The 26,904-nt window shown below is 65.9% G+C and carries 34 protein-coding genes and 1 pseudogene; 8 read left to right on the top strand and 27 right to left on the bottom strand.

Translation table 11 applies throughout. The features are described from left to right. The first annotated feature begins 225 nt into the window (after window positions 1-225). Complete coding sequence (locus OHS81_RS21760) at window positions 226-738, top strand: stress protein (protein WP_328386348.1); 513 nt, start codon at window positions 226-228, stop codon at window positions 736-738. 117 nt (window positions 739-855) lie between these two features. Here the strand turns inward: OHS81_RS21760 and OHS81_RS21755 are convergent. Further along, window positions 856-990 (bottom strand): annotated as a pseudogene (locus tag OHS81_RS21755) (exodeoxyribonuclease III); the annotation flags it as partial. 48 nt (window positions 991-1,038) lie between these two features. On the opposite strand from OHS81_RS21755, the gene OHS81_RS21750 reads away from it, so the two are divergent. Continuing rightward, window positions 1,039-2,694, top strand: coding sequence for a recombinase family protein (locus tag OHS81_RS21750; protein WP_328386347.1), 1,656 nt, complete (start codon window positions 1,039-1,041; stop codon window positions 2,692-2,694). A gap of 248 nt (window positions 2,695-2,942) precedes the next feature. Here OHS81_RS21750 and OHS81_RS21745 read toward each other — a convergent pair whose 3' ends face one another. Then, complete coding sequence (locus OHS81_RS21745; RefSeq protein ID WP_328386346.1) at window positions 2,943-3,377, bottom strand: hypothetical protein; 435 nt, start codon at window positions 3,375-3,377, stop codon at window positions 2,943-2,945. Between the two features lie 149 nt (window positions 3,378-3,526). Between OHS81_RS21745 and OHS81_RS21740 the strand changes: the two genes are divergently transcribed. Next, window positions 3,527-3,778, top strand: a complete 252-nt coding sequence (locus OHS81_RS21740) for a winged helix-turn-helix domain-containing protein (RefSeq protein ID WP_328386345.1) — start codon at window positions 3,527-3,529, stop codon at window positions 3,776-3,778. 64 nt (window positions 3,779-3,842) lie between these two features. Here the strand turns inward: OHS81_RS21740 and OHS81_RS21735 are convergent, their stop codons facing one another. The 4 genes from OHS81_RS21735 to OHS81_RS21720 form a co-directional block, all read right to left on the bottom strand. Continuing rightward, complete coding sequence (locus OHS81_RS21735; protein ID WP_328386344.1) at window positions 3,843-4,961, bottom strand: protein-L-isoaspartate(D-aspartate) O-methyltransferase; 1,119 nt, start codon at window positions 4,959-4,961, stop codon at window positions 3,843-3,845. Between the two features lie 530 nt (window positions 4,962-5,491). After that, window positions 5,492-5,650, bottom strand: coding sequence for a hypothetical protein (locus tag OHS81_RS21730; RefSeq protein WP_328386343.1), 159 nt, complete (start codon window positions 5,648-5,650; stop codon window positions 5,492-5,494). A gap of 441 nt (window positions 5,651-6,091) precedes the next feature. Then, entirely contained in the window at window positions 6,092-6,331 is a 240-nt protein-coding gene (locus OHS81_RS21725) for a hypothetical protein (protein ID WP_328386342.1), read from the bottom strand. 767 nt (window positions 6,332-7,098) lie between these two features. After that, complete coding sequence (locus OHS81_RS21720) at window positions 7,099-7,491, bottom strand: hypothetical protein (RefSeq protein ID WP_328386341.1); 393 nt, start codon at window positions 7,489-7,491, stop codon at window positions 7,099-7,101. A gap of 154 nt (window positions 7,492-7,645) precedes the next feature. Here OHS81_RS21720 and OHS81_RS21715 point away from each other — a divergent pair, with 154 nt between their 5' ends. Together OHS81_RS21715 and OHS81_RS21710 are read left to right on the top strand one after the other, a co-directional pair. Further along, window positions 7,646-8,485, top strand: a complete 840-nt coding sequence (locus OHS81_RS21715; protein ID WP_328386340.1) for a helix-turn-helix domain-containing protein — start codon at window positions 7,646-7,648, stop codon at window positions 8,483-8,485. After that, a complete protein-coding gene (locus tag OHS81_RS21710) occupies window positions 8,482-8,691 on the top strand; it encodes a DUF397 domain-containing protein (RefSeq protein WP_328386339.1) in 210 nt (69 codons plus the stop codon). Before OHS81_RS21715 ends, OHS81_RS21710 begins: the two co-directional genes overlap by 4 nt. Window positions 8,692-8,934: 243 nt before the next feature. On the opposite strand, the gene OHS81_RS21705 is transcribed toward OHS81_RS21710, so the two are convergent. Both OHS81_RS21705 and OHS81_RS21700 read right to left on the bottom strand, forming a co-directional pair. Next, window positions 8,935-9,123, bottom strand: a complete 189-nt coding sequence (locus OHS81_RS21705; RefSeq protein ID WP_328386338.1) for a hypothetical protein — start codon at window positions 9,121-9,123, stop codon at window positions 8,935-8,937. An 89-nt stretch (window positions 9,124-9,212) separates the two neighbouring features. Beyond that, on the bottom strand, window positions 9,213-9,506 hold the full coding sequence (locus OHS81_RS21700) for a hypothetical protein (protein ID WP_328386337.1): 294 nt from the start codon (window positions 9,504-9,506) through the stop codon (window positions 9,213-9,215). A gap of 344 nt (window positions 9,507-9,850) precedes the next feature. Here OHS81_RS21700 and OHS81_RS21695 point away from each other — a divergent pair, with 344 nt between their 5' ends. Beyond that, window positions 9,851-10,378 carry a hypothetical protein gene (locus OHS81_RS21695; RefSeq protein ID WP_328386336.1) on the top strand — a complete coding sequence of 176 codons (528 nt, stop codon included), beginning with the start codon at window positions 9,851-9,853 and terminating at the stop codon, window positions 10,376-10,378. 280 nt (window positions 10,379-10,658) lie between these two features. Here the strand turns inward: OHS81_RS21695 and OHS81_RS21690 are convergent, their stop codons facing one another. The 6 genes from OHS81_RS21690 to OHS81_RS21670 all read right to left on the bottom strand — a co-directional run bounded on the left by OHS81_RS21690 (window position 10,659) and on the right by OHS81_RS21670 (window position 13,851). Beyond that, on the bottom strand, window positions 10,659-11,015 hold the full coding sequence (locus OHS81_RS21690) for a hypothetical protein (RefSeq protein WP_328386335.1): 357 nt from the start codon (window positions 11,013-11,015) through the stop codon (window positions 10,659-10,661). Between the two features lie 6 nt (window positions 11,016-11,021). Further along, window positions 11,022-11,195, bottom strand: a complete 174-nt coding sequence (locus tag OHS81_RS21685) for a hypothetical protein (RefSeq protein WP_328386334.1) — start codon at window positions 11,193-11,195, stop codon at window positions 11,022-11,024. A gap of 649 nt (window positions 11,196-11,844) precedes the next feature. Beyond that, window positions 11,845-12,012 (bottom strand): hypothetical protein, encoded by a 168-nt coding sequence (locus OHS81_RS21680; RefSeq protein ID WP_328386333.1) that lies wholly within the window; start codon window positions 12,010-12,012, stop codon window positions 11,845-11,847. A 13-nt stretch (window positions 12,013-12,025) separates the two neighbouring features. Then, the gene (locus OHS81_RS37480; RefSeq protein ID WP_371127995.1) at window positions 12,026-12,142 is read right to left on the bottom strand and encodes an HNH endonuclease; all 117 of its coding nucleotides are present in this window, start codon (window positions 12,140-12,142) and stop codon (window positions 12,026-12,028) included. Between the two features lie 182 nt (window positions 12,143-12,324). Continuing rightward, on the bottom strand, window positions 12,325-13,053 hold the full coding sequence (locus OHS81_RS21675) for a sigma factor (RefSeq protein ID WP_328386332.1): 729 nt from the start codon (window positions 13,051-13,053) through the stop codon (window positions 12,325-12,327). A gap of 495 nt (window positions 13,054-13,548) precedes the next feature. Then, window positions 13,549-13,851 (bottom strand): hypothetical protein, encoded by a 303-nt coding sequence (locus OHS81_RS21670; RefSeq protein WP_328386331.1) that lies wholly within the window; start codon window positions 13,849-13,851, stop codon window positions 13,549-13,551. A 227-nt stretch (window positions 13,852-14,078) separates the two neighbouring features. Between OHS81_RS21670 and OHS81_RS21665 the strand changes: the two genes are divergently transcribed. Together OHS81_RS21665 and OHS81_RS21660 are read left to right on the top strand one after the other, a co-directional pair. After that, entirely contained in the window at window positions 14,079-14,480 is a 402-nt protein-coding gene (locus OHS81_RS21665; protein WP_328386330.1) for a helix-turn-helix domain-containing protein, read from the top strand. 128 nt (window positions 14,481-14,608) lie between these two features. Further along, on the top strand, window positions 14,609-15,103 hold the full coding sequence (locus tag OHS81_RS21660) for a hypothetical protein (protein WP_328386329.1): 495 nt from the start codon (window positions 14,609-14,611) through the stop codon (window positions 15,101-15,103). A gap of 46 nt (window positions 15,104-15,149) precedes the next feature. Here OHS81_RS21660 and OHS81_RS21655 read toward each other — a convergent pair whose 3' ends face one another. From OHS81_RS21655 to OHS81_RS21595, 13 genes are all read right to left on the bottom strand, one after another. After that, the gene (locus tag OHS81_RS21655) at window positions 15,150-17,045 is read right to left on the bottom strand and encodes a DNA polymerase (protein WP_328386328.1); all 1,896 of its coding nucleotides are present in this window, start codon (window positions 17,043-17,045) and stop codon (window positions 15,150-15,152) included. 116 nt (window positions 17,046-17,161) lie between these two features. After that, the gene (locus tag OHS81_RS21650; RefSeq protein WP_328386327.1) at window positions 17,162-19,609 is read right to left on the bottom strand and encodes a phage/plasmid primase, P4 family; all 2,448 of its coding nucleotides are present in this window, start codon (window positions 19,607-19,609) and stop codon (window positions 17,162-17,164) included. 79 nt (window positions 19,610-19,688) lie between these two features. Then, a complete protein-coding gene (locus OHS81_RS21645) occupies window positions 19,689-20,072 on the bottom strand; it encodes a hypothetical protein (protein WP_328386326.1) in 384 nt (127 codons plus the stop codon). Further along, window positions 20,069-20,317 (bottom strand): hypothetical protein, encoded by a 249-nt coding sequence (locus OHS81_RS21640; RefSeq protein WP_328386325.1) that lies wholly within the window; start codon window positions 20,315-20,317, stop codon window positions 20,069-20,071. Before OHS81_RS21640 ends, OHS81_RS21645 begins: the two co-directional genes overlap by 4 nt. An 89-nt stretch (window positions 20,318-20,406) precedes the next feature. Beyond that, window positions 20,407-20,679, bottom strand: a complete 273-nt coding sequence (locus OHS81_RS21635) for a hypothetical protein (RefSeq protein ID WP_328386324.1) — start codon at window positions 20,677-20,679, stop codon at window positions 20,407-20,409. 72 nt (window positions 20,680-20,751) lie between these two features. After that, entirely contained in the window at window positions 20,752-21,477 is a 726-nt protein-coding gene (locus OHS81_RS21630) for a recombination directionality factor (protein ID WP_328386323.1), read from the bottom strand. 121 nt (window positions 21,478-21,598) lie between these two features. Next, a complete protein-coding gene (locus tag OHS81_RS21625; RefSeq protein WP_328386322.1) occupies window positions 21,599-22,315 on the bottom strand; it encodes a hypothetical protein in 717 nt (238 codons plus the stop codon). Window positions 22,316-22,543: 228 nt separating this feature from the next. Next, the gene (locus OHS81_RS21620; RefSeq protein ID WP_328386321.1) at window positions 22,544-23,578 is read right to left on the bottom strand and encodes a hypothetical protein; all 1,035 of its coding nucleotides are present in this window, start codon (window positions 23,576-23,578) and stop codon (window positions 22,544-22,546) included. A gap of 133 nt (window positions 23,579-23,711) precedes the next feature. Beyond that, on the bottom strand, window positions 23,712-24,368 hold the full coding sequence (locus OHS81_RS21615) for a hypothetical protein (protein WP_328386320.1): 657 nt from the start codon (window positions 24,366-24,368) through the stop codon (window positions 23,712-23,714). 136 nt (window positions 24,369-24,504) lie between these two features. Continuing rightward, window positions 24,505-24,744, bottom strand: a complete 240-nt coding sequence (locus tag OHS81_RS21610) for a hypothetical protein (RefSeq protein WP_328386319.1) — start codon at window positions 24,742-24,744, stop codon at window positions 24,505-24,507. 15 nt (window positions 24,745-24,759) lie between these two features. Then, complete coding sequence (locus OHS81_RS21605; RefSeq protein WP_328386318.1) at window positions 24,760-25,011, bottom strand: hypothetical protein; 252 nt, start codon at window positions 25,009-25,011, stop codon at window positions 24,760-24,762. After that, window positions 25,001-25,750, bottom strand: a complete 750-nt coding sequence (locus OHS81_RS21600) for a hypothetical protein (RefSeq protein ID WP_328386317.1) — start codon at window positions 25,748-25,750, stop codon at window positions 25,001-25,003. Before OHS81_RS21600 ends, OHS81_RS21605 begins: the two co-directional genes overlap by 11 nt. Beyond that, entirely contained in the window at window positions 25,734-26,900 is a 1,167-nt protein-coding gene (locus OHS81_RS21595) for a hypothetical protein (protein WP_328386316.1), read from the bottom strand. Before OHS81_RS21595 ends, OHS81_RS21600 begins: the two co-directional genes overlap by 17 nt. Window positions 26,901-26,904: the final 4 nt, after the last annotated feature.

Here is a 26,904-nt window from a genome sequence, read left to right as displayed (position 1 = left end):
TATGTGGACGCGGAAGGCGGACTGACGGAAAGTCAGTGAAAAGTGCGGACCACCTGCGAAGTGCGTGATCACAGTGTGAGCAGTTCATGAGCGGGGCCGCGGAACATCCTTCCTGTGCCGGTCGCAGCGGCCACCCCCTAGCGGCTGCCCGTGCCACCGCTCCGGTCCCCGAGACCCATATCGGGGACCGGAGAGGACTGCCATCCGTACACATGGAGGAGAACCATGGTTACCAAGACTGTTGTGAAGAAGGGCCTTGCGGCCGCGGCGCTGTGCGCAGCACTCAGCGGCACGGCTGTCGCCTTCCCGGCGACGGCGTCGGCCGCCCCGGCCGCTGCCGCCGCCGCGGCGGGCGAGTCGCCGGTCAGCGTCGGCGCCAACGCGAACGTGAACTTCAACGTCGACGTTCTCGGCATCGCCAACAAGATCGAAGCCGCGGTGAAGACCGCCCAGAACCGCGAAGGCTTCGTCAAAAACCTGATGGAGACCGCGTTCTACGAGAGCGGCCAGCACTACAACGTCATGGTCCACAACCTCAGCCAGCCGTACGAGGACAAGCTGAACGGCGTGAAGCAGTACGGCTCGGCCACCTACGACGGCGTCACCTACGGCATCTGGATCTTCGAGGACGGCGAGTTCACGAACCAGGGCGACGGCGGCTACATCAACTGGGCCTTCCGCGGCATCTGGGAGCGTCCCGACAACGGTGGCTACGTGAAGTTCTCCCGCATCGCCTGAGGCACCGGTCGGAGCACTGACCACGCCTTCCCGCTGCATGACGGCCCGCCGCATTCCGGTGGGCCGTTTCTGCTGCGCGAAAGCGTCCCGGCCGTCCCGGCCCGGCTGCCCGGCCCGCTAGCGATCGAAGACGACCGTCACCGGCGCATGATCGGACCACCGCTGGTCATGGCCGGCCGCCCGCTCCACGTATGCCTTCACCGCACGCCGCGCCAGCCCGGGCGTGGCCATGGCGTAGTCGATGCGCCAGCCCATTAATCGGGAGGCACAAATAGCGGCTACCAGGGGAGGATCATGCCCATGACCAGGAAGATACGCGCCGTGGGGGCCATCCGTCTGAGCGTCCTTACGGACGAAACCACCTCACCCGCCCGCCAGCGAGAGGCTGACGAATCGGCGGCGGCAATACTCGGGGCGGAGATCGGCGACCGCTGGGCGGAAGATCTGGACGTGTCGGCATCCAAGACTTCACCGTTCGAGCGGCCGGAGCTGAGCAAGTGGCTTGAGAGCCCAGATGACTACGACATGGTCATTTGGTGGCGACTGGACCGGGCCGTTCGCTCCATGGCCGACATGCACGCGTTGGCGACGTGGGCACGGACGCACCGCAAGATGCTGGTCTTCGCCGAAGGCCCCGGCGGGATGCTGAAGCTGGACTTCACCAACCCGTTGGACCCCATGACGGAGATCATGGTCATGCTCCTGGCCTTCGCTGCACAGATGGAAGCGCAGGCCATTCGGGAACGGGTCACGGGAGCAAACGCCGCGTTGCGGTCGGTCGGTCGGTATGCGGGTGGTCTGCCGCCGTATGGCTACAGGCCGGTGCCGCGTGAGGAAGGTGAGGGCTACACGCTGGAGCCCGATCCGGACCGTGTGGAGGTGATCGAGACCATAATTCGCATGCTCGTGGAAGGCTCTTCTCCGAACGCCATAGCCGTCCATCTGAACGCGGAAGGGGTCCCGACTCCGCGCGACTGGAACGATGTCCGCATGGGTCGAAAGGCCAAGGGGCGGAAGTGGGTTAGTCAGTCGGTAACCCGGGTCGTTTTGTCTCAGACGTTGATTGGGCACCAGGTTCACGATGGGGTGACCGTCCGTGATCGCAAGGGGAATCCTGTGATGATCACAGACAACCCCATCCTTAAGCGCGAGGAACGCGACGCGATCAAGGCGCTACTTGAGGCACGCCCAGAAGGCCCTAAGGGGGACCGTAAGGACTCGAACGCTGTCCTCCTTGGCGTTCTCCACTGTGCTGGCTGTGGGGGGCGTATGTATCGCGTCCCGGCCCACAGCTACGCCGTGTATGTGTGCCGAGCCCAGGCGCGGGGGTTGGTCTGTGCCTCAGCGGCGGCCATCAAGCAGGAGTGGGTAGAGGGGTGGGTGGAGGAAGAGTTCCTCTCCCTCATGGGATCAGCTCCGCTCGTTAGGTATGTGGAACATGCCGGCTACGACCCTGGGCCAGAGCTGGCGGAGGTAGAGGACGAACTACGGACCCTCTACACCACAGGAGAGGGCAGGCGCTCACGCACGGGGCGCAAGGTCTGGCAAGAGCAGGTGGACGCGCTCGAACGCCGCGCGGAGGCCCTGGAGCACGCCCCGAAGACGGAGAGCTGGACCGAGGTGATCGAGACCGGCCAGACATTCGCCGGGTACTGGCACTCTCTTCAACCGATCAAGCCTAAGAAGGACCCTGCCGACCCTAGGTCTGAGGAGGTGGCAGAAGAGGAGGCTTTGAAGGACCCCGAGTACGCGAAAGCAGTCCGCCGTATGTCTCGGGAGCGTCGGAAGCTACTCCTTCAAACAGGGACGCGGGTGGAGTGCGTGAAGGGGCAGCGCGGTGGCCGGCCGCAGGACATGAAGGACCGAGCACTGAAGCGCCTGAGTATTGACATTGGTAAGCACCAGGAACCGGACATGGAAGTCCTGGCCGGTATCGCGTGGGAGGAAGATCTCTGAGTCCGTCCTGCTGGGCGTGCCAGAGCCCCTCGGCCTCCAAGGTCTGGGGGCTCTGGCACGCCCTCACGGCAGTGCGCGTACAGGGGGCTAACCCGCAGATGGGCACAGCGCCGCGCCCCCGACGATGACTCTCGACGGGGGCGTTCTCTATCTCCTGGGGCCGCAAGAGGACGCAGGGCAGAGAGACGACGAAGCCCCGTCCGGACGCCGGACGGGGCGGGGTGCAGCGAGTCAGCCGCGCCGCACGCTCATGCCGCCACCATTACCCGCTCGGTGTGGGTGCCGGGCTGGACGTGGACGCCGTGAATGGTGGATGGGCCCACCTCGAAGCCGCGTAGCGCCATCGCGGTGACCCAGCACTGGTGTGACCTTGCCGCGCGATCCTCCGTGTCCTGACGCGCTGGCAGGCGTGTGAGCACGTAGGGACGCACCTTGCCGAGGGTATCGAGGAATGGCAGCGTCTCCGCCTCCTCACGGGCCAGGAGCGGCCTCTTGAGGTCCGGCAGTGGGCGTACGGGCTGCGGGGTCTCAGTGGGTGTCAGCGCCGGCGCGGGGGCGGTGCGGTGTTTCCCCCTGGCGGGGAACAGTCGCTCCGCCCACTTGTTGAGGGTTGTGCGGGGGTTCGGTCCGGGGATGAGTGCCAGGACGAGACGCCCGATTAGGCGCACGGTAAAGTCACGCATGTTGTCAGCTCCTTGATAGCTGTCAGCCATGCCCCCGGACCCGGCCAGGTCGCGGGGGTTTTTGGTGTCCACGATCGTACATAGCTCTGTAGAGCTATGTATAGCTCTACAGAGCTTTTGAGAGTTCCGCCGTGTTCTAACTTGGGCTTATGCAGGTACCGGAGTTCGCCCCGCAGCCGTCACAGGTGCTCTACGTCGCCGTGGCTGACCACGTGGCGGCGCGGATCGCTGCGGGTGACCTCAAGCCTGGTGTGCGCCTGCCGGCCGAACGAGACCTAGCCGTTGAATACGGCACTTCCTACGTCACGATGCGCCGGGCAACCAGTGTGTTGCGGGAACGCGGCCTGATCGTCACTGTGCATGGTCGGGGCACCTTCGTTGCTGAGCACCCGCAGGAATAGCCCACCGAGGGGGCATGAGGGAGCCCCGCCCTTCTGCCACAGGCGACAGACGGACGGGGCGTTGTCACACGGTCCAGGAGTCAGCCGGATCGTCCAGCCACACCCGTTCACCGTCGGCGCTCACGGTCAGACCGAACCGTGATTGGTCCGGCCGGCCATGGTCATCCCACCAGCGGAACGCGGCCTCCACGTTGTCCCATAGCCGGCGGGGGCCGAATTGCCAGACGCGCGCTGTCTCCCCGTCCCGGAACATGCAACACGCCCAGGACCGGTCACTGAGGCTGTAGAACCAGACCGGCCGGGCGCCGTCGCTCTTCTCCGCCACGAAGTGCCAGCACTGCGGGACGCGAAGGCCCAGGGCGAACCGCTCCGGGCCGAATTGCCCCCCTACGAACTCCCCTTCCGTGATGGTCGTGGACGACTCGTCACCGTCGGCCACGCTGCCCGTGACGTAATCCTTATGGATCACCGGCGAAAGCCGCTGCGCCCGCAGCTTCATGAACTCCACGGGCCCGGTGAACTTCCCGGATGCGCTCTCTCCATCCGGCGCTACGACCAAGCGCGCTACCGCGTCGCCGTTGCTGTAGTTCGTCCCCCACGGGGCCACGATGACGCCGCCGGGCCGGCACTGCTCCACCCACGCGAATGGGATGGAGCGGAGCCCGCATGTAGCCATGACGCGGTCGTACGGCGCCCCCTCTGGGTAGCCCTGGAAGCCGTCGCCGTGGACGACGTGGACGGAGCTTCCCAGTCGCTCCACCGTCGCCATGGCGGCTGTGGCCACTGTCCGGTCCACCTCGACCGTGGTCACGCACCGCGGACCCGCACGGTGAGCCATGAGCAACGCATTCCAGGCTGTGGCGGAGCCGACTTCTAGGGCCTTGTGGCCGGGTTGGAGGTCCAGGTCCTGGAGCATCCGGAACACCACGGAGGGCATGGACGCGGAACTCGTCGGGACCTGGCCGGGTTCGGGGCCGGGGTTCTTCCCGTCGTCCCACTGGGTGACGATCGGTACGTCAGAGTCCGCGAACTCCTGCCACTTGGCTGGGTCGTCCGCCTTGGACACGGCCACGCTCCGGCCGGCCTCCATGTCAAAGGGCCACATGAGGTCTGGCAGCACGGTGGAGCGGGGAACGGCCGCGTACGCGGGGGCCCAGTCGGAGGAGAGGGCCCCGGAAGACATGAGGACGCGCCCCAGCCCGTCAAGGCTGGGGCGCTCCTGGTGTGCGTTGGCCGTCACTCAGACGGCCTTGGGCGGGTTCGGCTGACCCGGGCCACCGTCGGGACTCGGTGCCGGGTGCGGGCCGGGGTACGGCTCCCCGGGGAGCTTGTCTCCACCGTCATTCCAAAGAACTGCGTTCACGATTCCTCCTCTTGAGCTTCCAAGGCTGGGGCGTGCTTGTGTGCGTCGGTGGTCACCGGGTCAGGCGGCCTTGGGCGGGTTGGGGATACCGGGACCGCCATCCGGGATCGGGGGGGCTTGCGGGCCGGGGTCACCCGGGGTTGTGTCGCCACCGTTGTTCTGGAGTGCTGCGTTCATGCTTCCTCCCCTTGAGGCTGTCGGCGCAGAGTCTTCCCTGTGCCGTCGGACTACCCGCTCCCGTCACGAGGCTCACGGTCTGGCCTCTGAGCGGGGTTGTACCCGCTCCTGCCACGTCTCTGGAATGTTGGGAGAACATTTCGGAATGGAAGGGCAGGAGCGGAGTCTTGGGGCTACTTGCTTTCGTCTTCCTTGACGACGTATTCCGTGCCGCACTTGTAGACGCCGGCCGGGGCGCTGGATGCGCGAATCAGCGTTGCATCATGCGTCGTGCATTGCGGCTGTCCGCCGGCGTCTTCACCGTTGGCGTTGCACGGTTCGTTCGTAGCCATTGCGCCTGTCCTATTCGGTGGGAATTGGTAACCCGCCCCGGTAGACCGCAACTTCAGGAGTCGCGGGGCGGGAGTTTTGGGGCCACCCGAGGCGTTCGCCCATAGCCTCGGGTGGCCATCGCGCTCCCCTCTGCGTCGCTGTGGATACGCGACGGGGGCAATTACGGGGGATGTTGTAGCCCTCCGTGAGGAGCGCGCCCGGCCACAGGCAACCGGGGGTCTAGGTAAGACTTCAAGAACGGTTGCAGCACATGCGACACGGCGTCCTGTTCGCGTTCTCGGCTTTCCTGAGTGACACGACAACCACCCGTGTGGCGTTGCATCGACCCAGTACCACGCATCCTTGGACCGCGTGGTACCGGCTGCCACCCTTCGCGACATAGACCGCTGTCGTGATCGCTTGTTGCCCGCTCATGCGTTTCCCTGTGGTTGACTCAAGTGTTAAGACGAAATCCTGGGGCTCGGCCCGGGGAGTTCATTTCCGATCTTGCGATGGTCCTCGGGGTGCCCGTACTTCATGTGCACGGTCATCGCTTCGGCGATTGCGTACACAGCCTCCAAGTCCTGACCTTTGATCGCCTTGCCCGACTTCTTGCGAAGCTTGGCGCACTGAATACAGTTGTCCGGATCGACGTTCCCAGCGCGAGGCGCGGTCAGGTTCAGGAGTTCCTGAACTGACATCTTGTTCCTTTCTGCCCCGCCCCTACCTGGATTCCGAAAGGCGGTGGGGGAACCTCATTCGACACATCCGGCAGGGGCAGGTGTCTATAGGCGGAATGCTGCTCCGATGGCGAATCCGCATGAGCCGCTAATCATCGTGATGAGAAGCGGCCCGGTGCAGGCGGCAACGCGGTCGTAGATGGCTTTCACGGCGTGCTCTCCCTATCTCGATCTCGGCACCCTTGCTTGCACTTCTGTGACTTGCACGGCACGTGAGGCGAGCCGGGCGGTAGGTAGACCACGCCGGATTTCACGTCCAGCGCTCCCCCGTACTCCGTCCACCACCCATCAGGGCTCCCCTCGTAGGGAGTGCCCGCGAACGGGTCTGCGGGCTCTACGGCCGACCCCATCGCTCCGCCTCCCCCTCAACAGGAACTCCGTCGTGCTTGGGATGCCGCCGAAGCAACACCCGACAATCGGTTGCCTTCGTCTGGTCGCCGCGCCGCGCTGCGTCCGCCAGTTCGGCGCGTAGCTCCGCGCACCTCGAACAGCTCACAGGGACCTCCCCAGCGGTCCGTACTGCTGCCGTCGCGCGTAGTCCTGGTGCACCCGCTCACGAAGGCGCGTCAGGGTCTCGCTGTCCCCGTCGGCAGCACGCTCGTGCTCCGGCGGGTCATCGGCAACGGGGGTCTGCTTGTCGGGGCACTCGGGCTGTCCGCATGTGCACTTCGGCCCCGCGGACAGCGCCGACCGGAGCGGGTGAAAGGCGTCTTGAGGAACGTTGGCGTTCACCACCCCACCCCCTGGTCCGTCGCGGGGTGGGGGTGGCTGGCAATCACCTCGTTGTACGTCTGGACGCCTTGCTCGTCCTGCCGGGCCCGGCACAACGTGCGCCGGTTCCGCGCCGCCTTGCAGATCAAGCACTCAGACACGGGCACGGGTTCAGCGGGTGGCGCCTGGGCGGCCGGTGTGCTCGTCGCGTCCTCGTGTTGGATCACTGCCAACACCTTCTCCAGGCCGGCCTGTGCCTTCGTCAGGTTGGTGCGCGTGGGGTAGGCGTACGGACCTCGTCGGATTCCGGCGGGGTACGGGGCCCAGCGACTGAGCCAGGTCTCGCCGCACGACTCCTGGCGGGGCCGCCAGACTGCGCCTGCCGCCATGCGCACGTCCAGCTCGGCCACGTCACTACGGTGCCGGGCGGTAGGGGGCTTGGGAGTGTGGTTCCGGGACACGTCGGTTCCTCTCCGTAGTGCTTCCACTACCGGGAGGGCTCAGCGTGGTCTACAGTCGGGAACCCTTCAAGTAATCAGAATCGAAGGACGAGTTGGGGAAGTCATGGTCAACCGCAAGGAGTTGGACCCTGAAAGTAGCCCGGAAGCGGCCTACGGGGCTCGTCTGCGCAGGTTGAGGGAGGATCGCGGTTGGGGCCAGGAAGATCTAGCCGGGATCATGGAATATTCCAGCCAGCATATTTCGGCTGTTGAAACTGCTCGGAAACCGCCAACCCTGCGTTTCTCGCGTACCGCAGACCGCGCCTTCGGCATCACGGAGACAGCGGACACGTTCGAGCGTCAGTACCGCGAGATGAAACACGGCAGCCTGCTGGAAGGCTTTCCGGAGTACGTCGGGTATGAGGGCCGGGCGGTAGAGATTCGACAGTTTGAGATTGGGATCATCCCCGGCCTGTTGCAGACACCGGAGTACGCACGAGTGTTGGCGGACAGCGCCTTGCGGCGGGGTGCCATCACGCCCGAACAGGCCGATGAACGCGTCTCGCTCGTGGCCGAACGGCAAGCGGCACTTGTCCGGCCCCGGCCACCCATGGTGTTTGTGACCATGGATGAGAGCTGCATCCGTCGGCCCGTTGGCGGACGCTCCGTCATGGATGCCCAGTTGGCACGTCTGGTTGAGTTCGCCGAGCTGCCGAACACGCTGCTACAGGTGGCACCGTACGAGATAGGCGAGCGCCGCACGCTCAACCTGCCTGTCAACGTCTTGACGCTGTCAGACCGGTCCGTGATCGCCTACGCCGAGTCCCAAGCCCAGGGACACCTAGACCGAGAGAACGCGTCCGTGACGCCCATGCTGACGGCTTACCATCAATTACAGGCCGAAGCGCTCTCCCAAGCGGTGTCAGTGGCCATGATCGAGCAGTTGCGAAAGGGCACCCCGTGACGACCGAATCCCCCCGTTGGTACAAGTCCTCCCACAGTGACAACGGCGGCACCTGCGTGGAGGTTGCCGCAAACCTCGTCGCCTCGCGCGGCATGGTCCCCGTTCGTGACTCCAAGAACCCGGCCGGTCCGGTTCTGGACTTCACCGCCGATGCGTTCTCGTCCTTCGTGGCGGGCGTCAAGGCCGGGGAGTTCGGCGCTGCCTGACCGTTCTGGCGGCCCTGTCCGGCCTCTCCCGGCCCTCGTGGCACGTTCGGGAGGGGTTGGGCCGCCAGCTCCATCTTGGTGGCCCGTAGAACGCAGATGAGCCCCCCGCCAGCAACGGCGGGGGGCTCTCGACTACGTGGGGCTGACCCTCAGGTCGTCAACCAGTGATCTTGGCTGTGTGCGATCCTGGAGCGTGGGCTCCCGCCACCTTGCCTGTGGCGGGAGCCCAACCCTTTGGAGCCGTTAGCCGCCCTGTCGGACGACTTCCAGCCGCTGGCCAGTCATGCCCTCCTGCTCATCGCAGATCTGATCAAGGTGCTCGGCGCACGCGTAGAACCAGGCAAAGACCATGTCCCTACGCTTGACCATCCATGTGGCGCCTTCCGGGCACTGGTGCATGAGCGCGTTGAATCCGTCGCAGCGTTTCGCCATTCGGTACCTCTCCCTGGGTAGAGCCGGGATGCCCGGCTACAGGGGGACGGGAGGCCCCGCCGGCTTGCCTTCGGCGGGACCTCTCGCGGTTACCAGGTCAGACCCGACCACCCGTCTTTCGGGCCGCGCTCTCCGTGGTGACTCAGGTAGGCCAGGAGGTTTTGCAGTCGCTCTACCTCGTGCCTGATCTCCGCGGAGCGGATGCGGCCCGTCTTGGTGCGCTCAGACTCGGTGGTCAGTTCCGTGACCTCCGCCTGAATCTCAAGCTCAATCTCACCGGTGATGGCGCCGGAGGAGGTGAGCGCATACATCGCGCTCCACTGCCCGGTGTGCCAATCCGCTGAGATCTTGCGTGCTTCCAGGTCGGAAATGATCTCTGACATGGCGTTTCCCCTGTTGATTTATCAATGTGTCGCCGGGAGGCGTTCCCTCCCGACACCCAGAACAATACACACCCCGTACGGGGTTGTGAAGTGGAGCCGGAACATGTTCCGGACCTAGACGCAAAGAGATCCCCACCGGGGGCTCCGGCGGGGATCTCGGTTGCCACATGGGCTAGTTGCTTGCGTGATCCATGAACGTCACCCCCTTGAAGGACGGCCCAGTGACGGCGTTGCTCCCGGTGCAGGGCGGGGGCCAGCGGCAGGCAGCCCCCTGCCAGTGGTCACCGAGCATGCAACAAGGCCCGCTGTTATGGTCGCTTTAGGGGACACGGCTAGGGGAAGTCATGACCGAGATCCAGTATTTTCACGTAGCCGCGCGGGCGGCGCCGCGGGACCTCGGCGAAATGGCGCGATTCTTCGCGGACTTGGATGCGATATATCTCCACATCGCCGTTGCAGTCATACTCAGAGAGTCTGTGGAAAACCCAGACAAACCAGATGCCACGCTCCTTGACGCAGTTGAAAGAAACGTCCTCGAAAACATTCCACGACCTGGCATCGAAAGGGTTAAATCTGGCTCCCTGTGGGTTGACTTGGTGAACTTCTACCATGATTACCCCATCCCCCAGACGTTCGGCGCCTTCTATGTGGCACTAGCGTTGCCACATAGGATTGTTGGCTTCTGGCCCAACATCCAGCGCAAGTACTGGGAGTCAGATACCGCGCGCCGGAAGGCAAAGACGGAAAACCTTAGGGCCCGCCGAGAGCTTGAGGACGCTGAGAGCGAAGTACAAAGCCTGACACAGCGAGTTGGTCTCTCAATTTCTCCGACACCTGAGGAAGACGGTCCGCCACCCGAAGAAGGTAAATGAGTTCCCGGCCGAAGGCCGGTTCCTATTGCCCCGCAGGGGCGGGCCCGGCGCGAAGCGCCTTGAAGGGGCCCGACGCGAAGCGCCCCGCCCGGAGGGCGGGTTCTTTTGGGTGCCGCGCGGCCGAAGGCCGCTTGAAAGGCGCCCCGGGCCGAAGGCCCGTCCGCTTTGGTCGCCGTGGCCGCAGGCCACATAGGGGCGACCCAGCCCGTAGGGCTGTCGATTTCGGCGCGCGAAAAGGGGCGGGTGGCACTTGCCTTGCCACCCGCCTCGCGTGCACTCGCTAGACGTTCTCGACCTGGACGCCGCCTCGCGGGCCCAACTTCATCCGGGCCATGGGGTAATCCACATCGATGGTCCAGCCGTCCCCGTCCCGGCGGGCCGGGAACAGGTCCAGGTAGGACGCCTCCGCGTCCACGCACGGGTAAATCACGTTGCCCTGTGCGTGACCGACCGTGGCGCGTCCGTCTTCGTCGAAATCGACAACGTGGGCGCCATCGTCCACGGGGAGTCCACCACTCTTGGCGCGGATCTGGAGGGCAGCCTTGGCTGCCTCAAGGGTCGGCCAGGACTCCATGTTCAGGAACACGTCCCCCAAGCCGTAGTTGCTGCCGCCGTGCCAGGTTCCGAATACGCGCATTATTCCTCAGACCTTCCGTACCTGCGTGTGGTAGCCCTGCTTCCGTCCCTCTTCCGCGTCCAGTTCCGCCATGGCAGCACTTGGCCACACGGTGATGGACACGACGCCATCACGCGGCCGGAATTCCGGCTTATCGCTAAAGCGCCACGTCTCGTGAGGGTGCTTGGTCAGATCGACCATGGTGCGGCCTTTCATCTGGGCTAAGCCCCCGCGGTTGCCGGGGGCGTGTCCATGAGGCCGGGCGTAAAGGCTGGCTCATTGGCCGGTGAACGCGCCGCAGGCGCCCGGCTAATGACTTTTCCGGTGAACGCGCCGAAGGCGCCCGGAAAAGCGGTCTGCGCTTGCGCAGACTGAATTGGGGGTGAACGCGCCGAAGGCGCCCCCCAATTCACCCCGGAGGGCCCGCTAGGGCCCGTAGGGGCGGCCTGCCTGCACGTCTGGCACCATGGCCACGCCCCCGGCATAAATGGCCCCGAAGGGGACCTAGTTGACGTTCCTCGCTACGCCGTGCTGCGCCCTGGTGAGCGTCACGACCACACGGGCCGGCGGCCGGTAGCTGGCTCCGTCAGGCCCGTGCTGCGCCGCCGCGGGGTCTCCGCTTCGGCTGCCCGAGCGCTCAGCCACGCGGCCAGTGCTCGGGCGTCGGCGGGTGTCATCTGGCATCGGTCGTTGGGAACGGCTATCGAGATGTAGCCGGCTTCCTTCTCAGTGGTCCAGGCGCGAACCCGGCCGGTGCGGCTGGTGAGGTCTGCGCGGTGTTCCCGGGTCTCATGAAGAGGCACGTTCGTTCTCCTTGGTGGGCGTGCGGATGGCGTGACCGGGATTCCGATCACCATTCGTCAAGGTCGTGTTCCTCCTCCTCATCCGTCGTGAGAAAGAGGGCCCCCAGGGATACCGATTCATGGTCTGCGGAATCCCACTGGCGGGTACCGCCGTGGTCCAGGACCGGCAGGCCCATGAGGGCAGCGTCTTCCGGGGTCAGGTTTCGGGGCTGCATTTGGGCACTCCGTTCAACGCTCTGCCGCCCATTCGGCAAGCGACTTGGCGTGTTTGGTGGAATTGCATTCACGGCAGGCGGCCACGAGGTTGGCCGCCAGGTCTGGCCCGCCGTGAGCAAGGGGGACCACGTGGTCCAGCTCCTCCGCGGGGCCGTCGCAGTAGCAGCACCCGCCCCAGCGGGCCAGGATCTCCGCGCGGTCGTATGGATCAGGCCGGGGCCGGCGCCGCCTGCGCGCGGCTCGCGGGGACAGGTCAGGCACGCTGCGCACGGGCCGACGCTGGGCCGTGAGCCGGCGGCGGGCAGCCGGCGTCACGCCGCTTCGTCCTCCAGCTCCTCCGAGACGCGTTCGGCCACGGCCCGGAGCTTGGCAAGAGTGCGGGTGCGCATCACGGCCACCGTGTTGGCCCGGTCGATGCCCATCACTTCGGCTATCGCCGCGTTGTCCGGGCTGCCGTCCTCGTTCGCCAGGTGCGGGTCCGGGGCTATCCCGTAGGTGAGGCGGAGGACTTGCGCCTTGCGGTCGTCCACGGTGGCCAACAGGGCATGCGCCAGGGCAATTCGCTGGGCACGCTGGTGCCTGTCCAGGTCCCGGGCCTCTATCAGGTCGTCCGGCAGGCCCAGGCGGTAGGGGTCGGCCAGGGACTCCACGAGGGGAATCGTTTCTCCTTCCGCTCCGCGTACCCCGGCCGGTGCGTCCAGCGAGTCCGTTCCTTGCATGACACGGCGAACGTGGCCGGCGGTCTCCGCCGACATGCGGTGCCCGTCCCCCGGCAGGACCGTGCACAGGTATTCGGCGGCCTCCCAGTCGCCCCCGACCACACCCAGGCAACGCAGGAAAGTGGCGCGTTGATCGGCGGTAGCGCCGTTGTCCGCGCCTCCGTTGGCGGCTTCGTAGATGCGCATGTGGATGCGGCGGTATGCGTGCGTGGTGTACTGCGCGCCCTTGTCGGGCCGGTAGGTGCCCAGCGCTTCCAGGGCTGCAAGCCGGCCCTCCTGGCACAGCTCCTCGAAGAGGTCAGCGTGGCCGGCAGACGACACGGCCGCCGTCCCCACATGGCGGGCGGCGGCCTCTCGGACGTAGGGCTCTGCGGCCTCCAGAACGGCCGCTACTGCGTCCGCGTCCTGGTTTTGGGCAGCACAAATCAAGGCGTGGGAAAGCAAGGTGGGATCTCCTGGGCGAAAGGGCCGCCCCGCGCGGCGCTTGCCGGCGTTGTCTGGGGGCGGTTACGGGCCAGCCCGATCCCGAGTGATTCGAAGAAACGTTCGAATCGAAGGGCGCAAAGATCCCGTCTTCTAAGGGGTCCGGAACATGTTCCGGACAGCACATGACTGCGTGGGATCGACGCGGGGCCCCGGGGTGGTGGGCCGTACTGGCGTCAGAGAGGAAGCGCGTGCCACGGGGCCGCGAACGCGGGGCCGTGGTGCCTCAAGAGACGGAAAAGCCCCGCCCGGTCAATGGAGACCGGGCGGGGCTTCAAAGCCGCTAAGCGGCTAGTTGGTTAGCGTGCGCACGCTAACGATTCCGTCCGGGGCTCAACCCTGGACGGTGTACTCCGCCAGGCTGGCGGAGAGGTTCGACAACGCGCACCGGGCGTCACGGCCCTCAAGGGTGGCGTGGTCACACAGCGACGCGTTACGGACTGCCGTGGGGTCCGCAGCCTTCTTGGTGGCGGAGTCTCCGCGCAGCGTCGCCAGATAGGCGAACACCTTCGTCGCTTGCCCCCGAGCGACGCCGGAGAGCTTGGCCTTACGGGATGAGCTTCGGTAGTGCCGCACGACTGCCCACAGGCGTGAGTGGCTCCCACGCTCAGCAGACCGCACCAAGTCACGCACCATGTCAGACCTCCTCGCCGATCTGTCTAAGAACTTAGACTGGAGCGTCGCACGTCACGTCACCCGTGTCTATGTTTTTATACAGTGGGTCAAAATTTGGCCAGTAACCCAAGGTGGAGTGGTGCCGGCTTGGAGAAAACCTAGACAAGCTGTCTAGAACGCGTTACTAAGGTTAGGCAAACCAGGGTGCGAGGTGGTCTCGCGTCCGTAGTGATCGGAAGTGAGGAACGATGACTGAGGCATCAAGGAAGGATCTGTCCGATCTCGTGCGTACGCGGCGGGCACAGCTGGGCCTGACCCTGCGCGAACTCGCCTCGCGCTGCGTCGATCCCCAGGACCCTGACGCCGGATCGATGTGGACGCACGCCACCCTTGGCAACCTTGAGACCAAGACGATCAAGGCGCCCGATCTGCCGAAGCTTCGCGCCCTGGCCAAGGGGCTTGACCTCCCGTTAAGGCTTGTTCAGGAGGCTGCCGGCGTTCAGTACATGGGCATCGAGACCGCGTGGAGCGACGATGGCGAGACGCGCACCCTCGTCCATCACTACTGGGAGCTGTCCGAAGAGGACAGAGCCAAAGTCCAGGCGATGATCGAAGCGTGGGGAAGCCTGGGGAGGCGCGACGCTCCGTGAGCGTTTCGCCTCCCACCCGACCTAGCAGCGGATCGGCACATGGCGACACGCCGCGGTTACCTGTCGCGAAGATCAAAAACACATGCGATGATCCATGACCCACTCACGCCGTACGGGGGTATAGAGAGATGACAGAGCCGGAGATATACGCGGCAGAGGTGCGCTACGAGGTCGACCGGGATGGCAAAGTGCCCGCTGGTCGGGCGCTGTTCGTGTCTGAAGAGCCCGGCCTCATAGTGGCAACCTTTCGCCCAGGTGACGCCAGTGAAAAGCTCTGTGAGCAATTGAACGTTGTCAGTCGGCACATCTTCCGCAACGGCCTCTGGGCGACACGGTGGGGAGCAGACGAGAGCACGGAGCCCAGCGAGCATACGTTGCTCAAGGTCCGGTTTGAGATCCTTCCGGCCGACGCCTTCCCTGAAGTTCTTGTCTGCCTCCCTCGGGACCGGCCGGGGGAGTTCGTGTGGTTCATCCGTGATCCGCACATGTCCCAACAGGCTTGCGACGAATGCAACGCGTACCTTGAAAAATCCATCCGGGCCGGCCTGTGGGTGCAGCGATGGAACCGGGGCGAAGGCGAGACGGAGCGCTTTTTCTTCCCGGACGAGCTGGAAGACCCCTGAAAGGGCCGGACCCTCAAGGGTGGAGCCCTGGCGGCGCTGGCTCAGCTCAGACGAGCTTGGCGCTGACCGCATCGGTCTTGCCTGCCGGAACTCGCCACTCCTCAGGCAGACCGTACCCACCCGCCCATGTGGGCCCGTACACGTCTGCTCCCGCATCGATCGGGACACCGAACAGCGACATCCGCACTGTTTCCGCAACTTCATTTGCGATACCAGCAGCATCCGCCGTCGGCGCTGTACCTAGCACCTCATCGTGCACCCAGAGGTTGAGATGAGCAGTCAGCCCCTTGTCGTCCAGGTCCAAAAGAGCCTGCCCCATGGTGTCCCGGGCGGTGGACTGACACAGATACGCAACGACGCGGAACACCTTGTCCCGGTCCAGCACGAGCCGGCGCCCCGAAGGGGTGCGCACCTCGCATCCATTGGCGAGCGCGTGACGCTGCATGGCGCGAGCCCATCGCTTGATACCTGGGTAGGCCCGCGCGTACCGGTCCAGTGTGTCCCGCATGACGGCCACCGCTAGGCCGGTCTGCCGGGCCAGGGCGGCCGGCCCGCCCTGGTAGCTCGTGCCGAGACCTGCCACCTTGGCCAAATTGCGCTGAGCCTTGGTGAATTGATCACCAAACATCAGCATCGCTGTGAAGTCGTGGAGGTTACGGCCCTCCTTGATCGCGGCGCACATACGCGGCTCCTGAGACAGGGCCGCCAGCACCACGAGTTCCACACTGGACTGATCCACGGAGAAGTACGCATGTCCTGACCCAGCGATGATCGCGCGGCGGATCGTCCAGTCCCTAGAGGGGAGCTGCTGCAACGGCGGGCCGGAGACGCTGGCGCGTGCGGTGCGGGCTCCGAGCGTGTTGATACTGGGGTGTACTCGGTCGTTGGCGTCGCGCCCTTCCAGCATGGCCAGTGCGTACGACGTGCGCCAGCGCGAAGCCCGCTTGGCGTGGAGAACCGCGTCAGCCAACGGATTTGGCCGCCGGCTAGCGCGTGGGTTCCATTGGTCGTCCAGGTCCGCCAGGTCCAGGAGAACGGCCTTGTCCACGCGAAGGGCACCCGATGCCGTGACCTCCGTTAGCGTCTCCCCCATCCCCACCAGAGCACTGGCTACTTGCGCGGTGCTGTTGACGTTCTGCACCCCATAGCGGGCGGCACGGCGGGCGTGGTGTTCGGCGTCCCGCTCCAGGCGGTCCACGAGGCCGCGGGTGTACTCCACGTCCAGGCGCATTCCAGTGCGCTGCATTCGCGCGCATATCGCCATCAAGCGGTGTTCGAACTCCACGAGTCGATCCGGGATGGTCAGCCGGTGCATCTCCGCATTCAGCTTTGGATGAAGGCGGAAGGTGATCAGTACGTCCAGCCCCGCGTATCGCTGGTAGGTCTCGTCCTCATACGGGATTCCAGACCATCCCGTGTGTTCTGTGAGGCCGTAGGCGCGGAACGCGCGCTTCAGGCCGGCCTGTGTGTCTGGGGCGGTCTGGTCCACGTAGTGGGCGGCCAGGGGCTTGAGGCTGATTCCCACGCCGCCCTCATAGTCCTGCCGGGAGTCACACAGGTGAGCCAGGATCTTGGTGTCTACGACCTTCGGCGCTAGTTCCTCCAGAGGCGCGATGCCGTGGCGATCCAGTACCAGGAGGTCATAGGCCGCGTTGTGGATCAACAGCTCTGGGGCCTTGATGACGACTTCACGCGCCAGGGCCTGGAAGTAGGGGCCGCGTTCCACAGGGATGACCCAGGCTGTGTCACCGGTGCCGAACTGGACTGTCCGGAGCTGGTGGTCTGGGCTGTAGATGTTCAGCCCAGAGGTCTCGGTGTCCAGCGCCAGGGACCGCGGGTTGTGGCGCTTGAGCCACTGGACGGCCTCTTGCCCGTCCTCCTGGGTCTCCACGGCGTGGATGGTGGTCTCCGTGCCGGCTATGTGGTGGCGGTAGGTGCGCAAGTTCTCTCCCCGGTACGGGGCCAGCCGTCGGCAGCCGTGAGGCGCCGGCCTGTGTCGCGGCATGCGAAAAGGGGGCCGGCCCGCAGGCCGACCCCCTCTTTCGGTGGTGTCGCGTCTTACTTCGGCTGGCCGAAGATGTCTGCACCGGTGTTGTCTGGGGCCGGTTTCACGGCCCGGCAGTCGCGCAGGTTGCGAAATCCCCTCACGCCCCTATGCACGCCGCTGCCGGCCCCTTCTGCCACGCCGGGAAAGGAACGCACCGCCGCGTATACCCGCGGCTTGGTCATGCTGTGCCGGATGCCGGAGTCTTCGCACCACATCCGGTAGCGCTCCCAGACCTCCGTCCGGGGCGTGAACTCCCCTTCCACCACTTCGAATTCGTCTCCGCCCGCCTCGATGAACCCACTCAGGGGGTGGGAGGCGTCGCGGTATCTGGCAGTGGCCTTGTCCACGGCTTTCGGGAAGGTCAGGCCCTTGCCGGCCTTGTACTGGGCGTACCACTCGATGGCCCCCCGCACAGCCCATGCGGCTATCCCGGCGCTCTCCTGGGCGAGTGCCGACTTGAGGTGCCGGTCCTCCCGCCCGCGGAAGTCGGCCAGCCACGGCACGACGCGAACGCGCTGCCACAATGCGGCATCCGTCGCATCCACATCCGGCGGGTAATTCGTATCCACCTGGACCAGAGCCGTGGGCCGGAACGTGATCTCCGACCGGGCGTAGACGCCACGGGCCGTTATTGACTGGTCGCCGGTCAGCGACTTCATCAGGGCTTGGTCCAGTTTCATGCCGGCCGGCCACTCACTGGAGAGGACCAGCCGCTTTCCGCGAAGGCCCACAATGTCGGCCCGGGGCCCGCCGCTCTCCCGCCGGCGTTCGAACAACGAAGGGTCCGCCCTCTTGATCAGCTCCCGGAACACGTTCTCCAGGCTGTCCGTGAACGTCGTCTTCCCGTTCGTGGTCTCCCCGACGTGCATCACAAAGATCCGCTCCACGGCGTGGCCCGTGATGCCGTAGCCGGTCAGCATGCGAAGGAAGTCCGGTGCCTGTGGGCTGGTGGGGTGGCACTCCGCAAGGAAGCGCTCCCAGCGCGGCGCCTGGGCGTTCGCGTCGTAGTCCAGGTTCACGAAGTAGGTGTTCATGTCCTGCGGCGCGTGCTCGCGCATTGCGCCGTTGCGCAGGTCAACCACCGCATTGCGGAACGCCAGCAAGTGGGGGAAGGCGTCGAATTCGGCCAGGTCGGCGTAGACGCCGGGGATGGACGCCAGCATGTCCACCATGGCCTTGACCCGGCTCGCGTTCTGGCTCTGGTGAACGTGCTTTGCCAGCCGCTCTGGGTCTTGCCCCTTCTCCTGGGGCATGGCGTGGATCACGGCCCGCACATCTGCGTACAGGGCCTCTTGCGGAACAGTTCGCCAGTGCCGGCCGGTCCACTTCAACACCCCGACTCCCGGCACCATCCGTATGTGGCCGCCCAGTTGGCGGTACAGGCGCTCTGCGTTGCCCAGGTCTGTGAGGGGCAGCGGGGGGCTTGCTGTCTCTGTGGTGAGGTCCGGAACATGTTCCGGCTCCCCGGTCGCCACGTCTACGACGTGCACAGCGGCGCGCCGGACGGCCGTCCGCAGCACGACTGGGAAAGCGTCGGTGTCCCGGGCTCGCCAGTCGGTCAGGTCGTCCCCCTGGTGGGCTATCTCCAGAAGGCGGACCACGAGGCCGGCGCGGGTGAGGGCGTCAGCGAGTGTTGTGTTAAAGCCGGCGCCGCCGGCGTCATGGTCGCCGGCAAGGATCACCTCCCTGTCCCCCAGGCCGGCCGCCAGCTCCTCCACCAGTGCCTCATTGCCGGCCAGGGTGGCGCCCCGGATGGGCACGGCGTCATAGTCCGCGGCAACGGCCGTCAGCCCGTCGCCGGGGCCTTCCGTGATGAACACGGGGCCGGTGTTGCTGGCACGCAGGACGCCGTACTTGCCCCACTCGGCTCCGTCCGGGTTGGACAGGCTGACCCACCGTGCTGGACAGTCGCCCGTCAGGTCACGGCCCTGGAGTCCTTTGGGGACGCCGTGGAAGTCCACGAGCGGGACCGTGAGACGGGGATAGCGCTGGTAGGCCGGCGACCGGTACGGGAATACCTCGTCAACGCCCAGGGCGTCCAAGCCCAGGCCCAGGTCCGCGGCCTTTTCCGCGTCGAGGCCGAATCGCTGCCAGACATACGCCCGCGCCTGCGCGGCCTCGTCGCTCTCCCCCATGAAGGCCAGGTTCGTGGTGTCCACGTAGGTGGCCAGGCTCGCAATGTGCCCAGGAGTGAGGTCTCCCGGAACGGGCTTGGAGGAGACCGTGATGCCCTCCCCCGGCGCCCAGTCGTACAGGTCTGCCGGGCTCCAGCCCAGTGCCGCCAGCACCTTGGCGCGGTCCTGGCACACCCAGCAATTGACCAGGAGGGTCCCGTCCTCCTTGAGCCGGAACCACAGGGAGGGGCGGCTGTCCTCGTGGGCGGGGCACTGGACGCCGTACTCCCCGCGCTCCTCCACAACCTGTGGGAAGCGGCCCAGGAACTCCGCGAGACTTTTCAAGATCCCCTCCAACGCAAAAAGACGGGCGTGCACCGGTCCAGACCGTTGTCTGGGACCGGTTACACGCCCGTTTGGGGATCTATCCGCGCCGGCCGTCCTTGAGGAGCCGGCCGAAGGTTTCCAGGTCCATCACGACGTAGCCATGACGAACGTTCTTCCCGCGGCGTTTGACCACGGCGGCCCCGTAGGGAACTTCAGCGTTAGCGGCCTCTCGGTTGGCTTGCTCCACGTAGGCCGAGAAGCGGTGCGATTTCTCGTCCTTGGCCTCCAGGACGAACGGGTACGCGTCGATATCGCCTGTGTCGTGCTGACCGGTCTGCACCTTGCGACTGATCGGCATCAGGTGACGCGCCCCGAACTTTGGGGCCCCGCTCTCCGCCAGCGGGATACCCAAGACCTCGTTGAGGTACCGGACTATTGCCGTCTCCCAGGCTGTGCCGCGGGATTTGTTCGGGTTGCTCACACCATCCGCTCCCAGACGAGAACGGCGCTCTCCACATGCGCGTCAACGTGGGAAGGGCCCCAACCTCGTTGCTCCTGGGCCAAGTTCTTCCAGAGCGTGGTCCGCCGGCGTGCGACGGCCGCTGTGTCGTACGGCCCTTCCGCGTGCCGGCATGTGCGCTCCGGCTGGTCAGCGGTGGCCGCGTAGGTCTTCACGATCACGGCGCGGTACACCCGGTCCGCGTCTACTGCGATGGTGCGTGCCATCAGCTCTGTCACTCCTTGAGGCCGGAACATGTTCCGGCCACGACAGGGCCCCCGTCACAGTCATGACGGGGGCCGATGTGGTCGGGGTTTTAAAGGTCGTCACCAGGGATCGTGACCGCGACGTGTTCAGCCGCAATCGTCTCTACCCGGAAACTCCGCCGGCGGACGAACCCAGATTCCTGTCCGGTGGGCTTCACCTTGAGCAGGGGCACGACCCGCCCGCCGATGATCGCGGACGTGGGCTTGATGACCACGGCCTCCGTCATGCGGACTCGATTGGCCTGCCTCGTCGCGTAGACGATGGTGTCCCCCGTGACGATGGGCGCCCCGGTGAAGTCGTGGATATGACCTCTCTTGCTCAAGCGAACTCTCCTCATGCTGAGCGCGGTTACGGGGTGTTGCAGTCGTCCAGCTGTGGACGTGACGGCCCGTGACTAAAACGGGGGCTCTTCAAGGGACTTCTTCAGCGAAGGGAGCGCCGCCTCCACGTCGGCCGGGGCAGGCCCGCGGACCTTGAGGAGAGGGTGGCGATAGGTCACGTCCACGCCGGCGGATGTCGTGAACTCCACCAGCTCCAGGTACAGGTCACACAGGGCCGGCCCCTGCACCTTGTCCAGCGCGGTAAGGGTGGCCGGCAGAGACCGGGTGAAGTCCCAGGAGGAGGTCACCAGCCGGAAGACTCCCAGGGAGGGAGCGTCAGCCAGGCGGTAGCTGATCCGGATATCCGGCTTCGGGCCCCGGCCACTCTTCGCCAGGGCCCGGCGCTCCTTGAAGTCGCTCGGGCAGCCGCACGGCTTCCCGCGGTCCTCCTCCGGCTCCAGGAACGCGACGCCATCGCAGGCATGGATGACGCCCTGCATGCCGTACAGGGCCATGCGGGAGGAGACTGCCTCCGCCCCCTCCACGATGACGCGCACGCTGTCCGCGTTGGTCAGTACTTCACGGTTGTCTTCCTTGGTCGTCTCCCACTCCTGTGGGGTACCTCCATACAGGCCGGCCACGGCATCGGCCACTTCCGGGTCTCCGGTAGTGATCCGCCAAGCGGGCAGGGCCACAGGCCGGTTGTTCAGGAGCTGACCGGCTCGAAAGCGGCCCACGAAATCGGAGCTGAAGGTCTTCGGTAGAGCGTTGGGGTCGGTCTCGAAAATGCGCAGGGACACGCGGCCTCACTTGAATTCGCTTGACGGTGTGGGCAGCGCAAGGCCCCGGGGGCGTATGAACAGCCAGCCCGGGGCCTTGGCTCAGTGTCGTTGTCTGGGAGCCGTTACAGCCCCGCACCGGCTACTTGCGGCGCTGGCTGCCGGTCTCTGCCTCACCGCCGGAGGCGACCGGACGGCCGATCACTCCGCGCTTGATCTCCCGGTCCCAGTCGAAGACCGCCCGGAGGTGCAAGAACGTGTCAAACAGCTCCGGGGCGTGGCGGACGGGAACGAGCTTCCAGCCCTCTGGGCGGACGTGGAGGACGGCCGCCGCGTCGATATCTGGCAGGGGCTCAGAAGCGCCGGTGTCGGCGCGGATGATGCGGTCTGCGTTGCTGTACGCAGCTAGCTGGAGGGCCACATCCTCATGCACGCCGGAACGGGTCGTTTTGAAGTCCAGCATCACGACTTCCCCCGCGATTTCGCAGATTGCATCGAAGGAACCTGCGTAGTTGTGGGTGTCACTCCATACGGCGTCTTCGATGTAGAGAAAGCGGGGTTTCACGGTCTCCAGGAACTCCCGGAAGTGCCGGACGAAAGGCTCAAGTTCGGGGTGGACACGGCCCGGATTCTGGCCCCGCGCAAGTCGCTCGAAGAGGTCATGGGCGGCGGTCCCGGTTTCCGCGGCCTCCTTGGTGATACGCCGCGGGGCGCCCTTGAGGTAATCGACCGCGCCGGCCGGGTCCTGCATGGCCAGACCCACCAGGGAGCCGATGTTGGCCACGGCCGCCGTAGCCACTTCCTTGGCCGCCCAGAACTGGAGGAAAGGCTTCGGCTGCATCGACAGAATGGAGGTCACGCCCGGGGCCTTAATTCCCGAGTCGCTATCGACATAGAAACGGCTCCCGCCGCGCGTGATGGTGCTGAGGGCTCCCAATGCCCAACTCCCCTACTACAGGGCCTTCTCAGGCCGCCTGTGGCTTCCGGGGGAGTTGTCTGGGAGGGGTTACGCGGCACCGGCTTCAAACAGCGCAAAGCCCCCGCTCCGGGTGCGGAGCGGGGGCTTGTTGAGCGTTCTGCAGAACGGTCAGGCCGTTCCGCCGGCGGCGGGGCCAGGGGCTTCAAGTTCCTGAAGCTTGGCCAGGAGAGCGTCCGTCTTCGCGCGGGTCTCCTCCAGCGTCTGGCGGAAGGTCTTCCGCTGGGCCGGGCTCAGGGCCGCGAGCTGTGTCTCGTGGTAGGCCGAAATTCCGGCGTCGATCTTGCGGGCAAGGACCACCATCTGGGCGCCGTCAGCCGACCCCTTGGCCTTCTTGGTGTCCTTGACTACCTTGTCCACCTCCACCAGAGCCTTCGCCTGCTTCTGCGCCAGGCCCTGGCGCTGTCCCCGCGTGAGGGCCTGCACCCCGTAGTAGTCGTGCTCCTTCGCCGGGATGCGCTCGCGCTTGCGGTCCTCGATGTGGTGGCCGATGGCACGCCGGGTACTGCCCTCACTGTCAGCGGGGATACCGGCCTCCCGCATGAGCCCATCAGCCAGCGCCTTGTACTGCGCGGAGTTGCCGTTCCAGTCGGTGCGGCCGTTGTCGTCCTTGAAGAGGCTCCGCAGGTCCATGAGCTTGCGGGAGATCTCCCGGAGCAATTCCGTAGCCCGACCCTCCACCTGGTGGTACTCCGCCACCAGCGGCTTGGCGGCGTTGTAGATCTCGGAAACCTTCGGGTCCTCCAAGGCCACGAGAGCGGTCGGGCTCGGAGCGCCAACAATGTTGCCTTCAAGGACACGGCGGGACAGCGCCGCTGCCTTTTCCGTAGCTTCCTTCTTCTCCGCTGCCTTCTTCGCCATGCGCGCGGTGATCTCGTCCGCCGAAAGCGTCGGTTCCGTCGCCGGCGGCATCGTGTGGGACTTCTCGAACGCCTCTCGGATCTCCGCCCGAACCCGGCCAGTGCCTACGTTCTTGAATCCCTGCGCCAGTGCCCACTTACGCATTTCTGCGTTCTTCGTCGCGTCGACCGAAGGGCGAGCCGTGGCCTTGCGTTGGGCGGGCTTGGCCGGCGCGCGACCCTCCGAGGTCTTCTTAGCGCCCTTGGCCGGCGCTTGCTTGCTGGTGTTTGTCTCCTTGGCTGCCATGTTGGCCCCCTCCTGGATTCTGGTCTTCGGTGCCGTACTGGAGTGCCGCCACCGGAGACTTGCCTTCTCCGGTGACCAAGCAAGGAAACCGTACCACGACACAACCCGTACGGGGTTGTGTTGCGTAGGTACTTCAGCGAACCGTGAACTTCTCTCCGCACACGTCGCAGGTGACGCCACCCTGGGCATAGCTGGTCTTGGCCATGTACGCCTTGCGTCCACACCCGCAGGTCAGGACCAGCCGGGAGTCCGTACGCCCCGCGGCCTTCGGGGCTGCGGCTGCCGCCTTCTTCGCCGTGCGCTTCCACGTCTTGAGCGATCCGTCCAGGGCATCGAGTAGGGGTGCGTACACCCCTTGGGCCTCCTTGGTCAGGTGAACGTCCGCGAACCCCCGCTTGAGGTCCCGGTCCGTCCCCTCCGGCCAGGCAAGACCGAATTCCGATGCCGCTTCGCGGAACTTGCGGTTATGCCACTTGTACCGGTTGGTACAGTCCCGAATTCCGCGTAGCGCACACTGGGCGTGGGTGGCCTGATGGAGCATGGACGTAAGAACGGCCTTGGGCCCCGCTTGCAGGGTCTCGCCGGACAGTCGAAGCTCCGGCCGCTCCGTCGAGACCACGGCCGTGGCCTCTTGAGCGGCCACACTGTCGCGCAGGCTCCAATTCAACCCATCTCGTGGGACAGCCATGCCAGTGGTGACCGTCACGTCTGGCAGGTCAGGATGCCGGCTCTGGATGACCTCCCATGCCGTTTCCAGGGCAGCCAAGATCGCCGCATTGCTGTCGCCCATGGGGGGTGCCTTCCGTTGAATACAGACCGACGCAGATTACCACTGACGTGACCCGTACGGGGGCATTCCGCTTTTGCTTGATCATGAAAATAGCCCGGACTGACCGGAGTTGAATCCGATCGGTCCGGGCCATTGATCATTCCAGGATCTTGCCGTCATAGGTCGTCGCGTGTGCCTTGGAGGCTGCCACCTTCCGGGAGGCGGCCTCACCCAGTGCGAGCGTGACCAGTCCCATCAAGACGGCCACCAGGCTCTTACTGCCAATCGCGGTCTCTATCTGCGGGTACTGGTGGCTAAGCCAACCGACCAGAGCCGCGATAGCCGCGCGCACCCGGACGGGGTTGGCCTGCACCCAGGCCCGTACGGTCTCGAACATTCCTACTCCGTTCTGTTAAGCGCCCTTGGTTGCTGCCAGGTACAGGGCTCCGAGCGTTCCCAGGACCGCAAGGGGAAAGGCCGCCACCCAGCGCTCCACGCGGCCCACTCGGTTGGCTTGGTCCTCCTGGGCCCGGATCACCGCCTCCAGGTCCTGACGCACGTCGTGGAAGTCGTGCCGGAGGCCCATCACCTGGTCATAGATTTCGCGGGCGGAGATCGTCACCTCCAGGCGGTCCCCGTCACGGTCCCGCTCACTACTGGTCACTGCCCCCGTCCCCCTTCTCCGCCGGCGCCTTCGGCACCTCGTCCTTGGCCAGGGTGTTGCGCTGGTAGGAGCCGATGACATGCGTGGTGATCCGGCCGCTTCCCTTGCTGACGCGCTGGCGCATACGCCAGGTGCCATGAGTGAAGTGACCGATCCCGTGCATGGGCCGCGTCACGGTGTGTGTGGTCCACGCGCCGGCTCTGCCGCCCGTGGCTGTCCAGCTCTCCCACTCCTCGTAACCGTCGCCGGTGGAGCACTCCAGGACCACACTTGCCGTCGCTCCAGCCGGCGCGTACGTCTCCGTGACGAGGTGGAGGACGGGGCACTGGACACGGGTGGCCGCGTACCAACTGACCGCGCCGTCCTTGGCCTTGGTCGCGGTGGTCCACCCGGGGGTCGGCTGCCACGGGATGGGCAGGGCTGGCCGGCCCAGGTAGCCGTCCGCCCACGGATCGTCCATGACGATGGCCTCACCGCTCCGGCTGAACAGCCGGATCATCTGGGCGTCATGTGCGGTGCGATCCACCCCAACCGCGAGAGCCTGTGTGCCGTCCTGCCGGCCAAGGATGGTGCCCCAGTCTTCCCGGGGAGTCTGGCCAACTGCGAAAACGCGCTTGCCGTCCGGGGTTTCGGCGCGGAGCTGGCCGCCTTCTCCGATCACCACGTCACCGCGCTGGATCTCGTCCAGGGCGGGCGACTTGTTCGCGGCGCTGGTCAGGTCTTTAAGCTGCCGCTCCACCCGCTTGAGTCGATCCGTTATGTCCTGCGGCACGTTGGCCATTGTTCGCCTCCAAATACAGTTCCAAGCTGGCGCCGGCTCCGCGTTCGGCTGGCGTTGCCTGCCAACCCACGACCCGGTACGAGGCGTCCAGGCCCTCGTAGTGCCAGGTGTCCGCGATGCGCAGGCGCACGGTTGCCCCGATCAAGTCGGGGGTGATCTGGGAATCCAGCCGCACACGCAGGGTGGGGATGGTGACCGGCTTCCGCGCGGCGTCCAGGTCCGCGCGGGCGTGTTCGTTGAGCGTCTTGGCGTCGCGCACGGTGTTGTAGTCACTACTGCCGTCCAGCCGGGGCCAGCCGGCCGCCAGTTCCTCCGCGGCCTCCAGCCGATCCGAGAGAAGCGGCGTGCTGGCAGCGGCCTGGTTGCGGTTGGTGGTGGCCCCGCGGGACTGCCACACGGTCGCCACCTGGGTGGCGTCCTGGGGCCACGAGTAGGCCAGGACGTTGCCCGGGTAGGTCAGCATCAACGGACGTTGACCGGTACGGATCACCGGGAATCCGAGCTGCAAGGACTTGGTGCGTGCGCCGGTCTCCGAGCGGGAGACCCTGATCCGCCATTCAAAGCCGTTGTCCACCTTGGCCAGGTCGTCCAGGGCTTCGCGGACCTTGGGTACTTCATCCCCGCCCACCTTCCGGGTCCGGAGTACGCCGGAGGTCTGCGCCGGGTCCATGAGAATCCCCAGGTCTCCGCCGGGCTGCATCTGCATGTACTCCACGAGCTGCCGCGCGATGGCCAGTTGATCAAGGTGGGTGGCGGTCTGCCGGTCGTAGATGATGCGGTGGTCCAGGTAGCTGTCCCAGGTGGCCGCCTGAAGGTCTGCGGTCACGAATCCGTGTTCGTCCACCTGGGGCGTCAGCGTCCACACGATGCCGCCCCACCACAGTTCGCGGCCCCGCTCCACCCAGACCGCTGTACGTCCCGGCCGCACGGCCTGTTGCACGCGGGCGGACATGGAGCGGTCCGGGATCGGGATGGTTCCGGCAAGCGAGCCCGCCTTGCCTATGTAGTCATCGAACTTCAGGCCCTTGACGGGCAAGGCGTCCAGGAGCCGGTCCGTTTCCAGGTCCGTGAACAGGAGCCGGAACGGGTCCGGAACATGTTCCGGCACCCTC

Origin of the sequence: Streptomyces sp. NBC_00400 (assembly GCF_036048035.1) — a bacterium.
Lineage (GTDB): Bacteria > Actinomycetota > Actinomycetes > Streptomycetales > Streptomycetaceae > Streptomyces.
The sequence above is the reverse complement of the archived record's forward strand: the minus strand, read 5'-3'. Positions and strand labels throughout refer to the sequence as shown.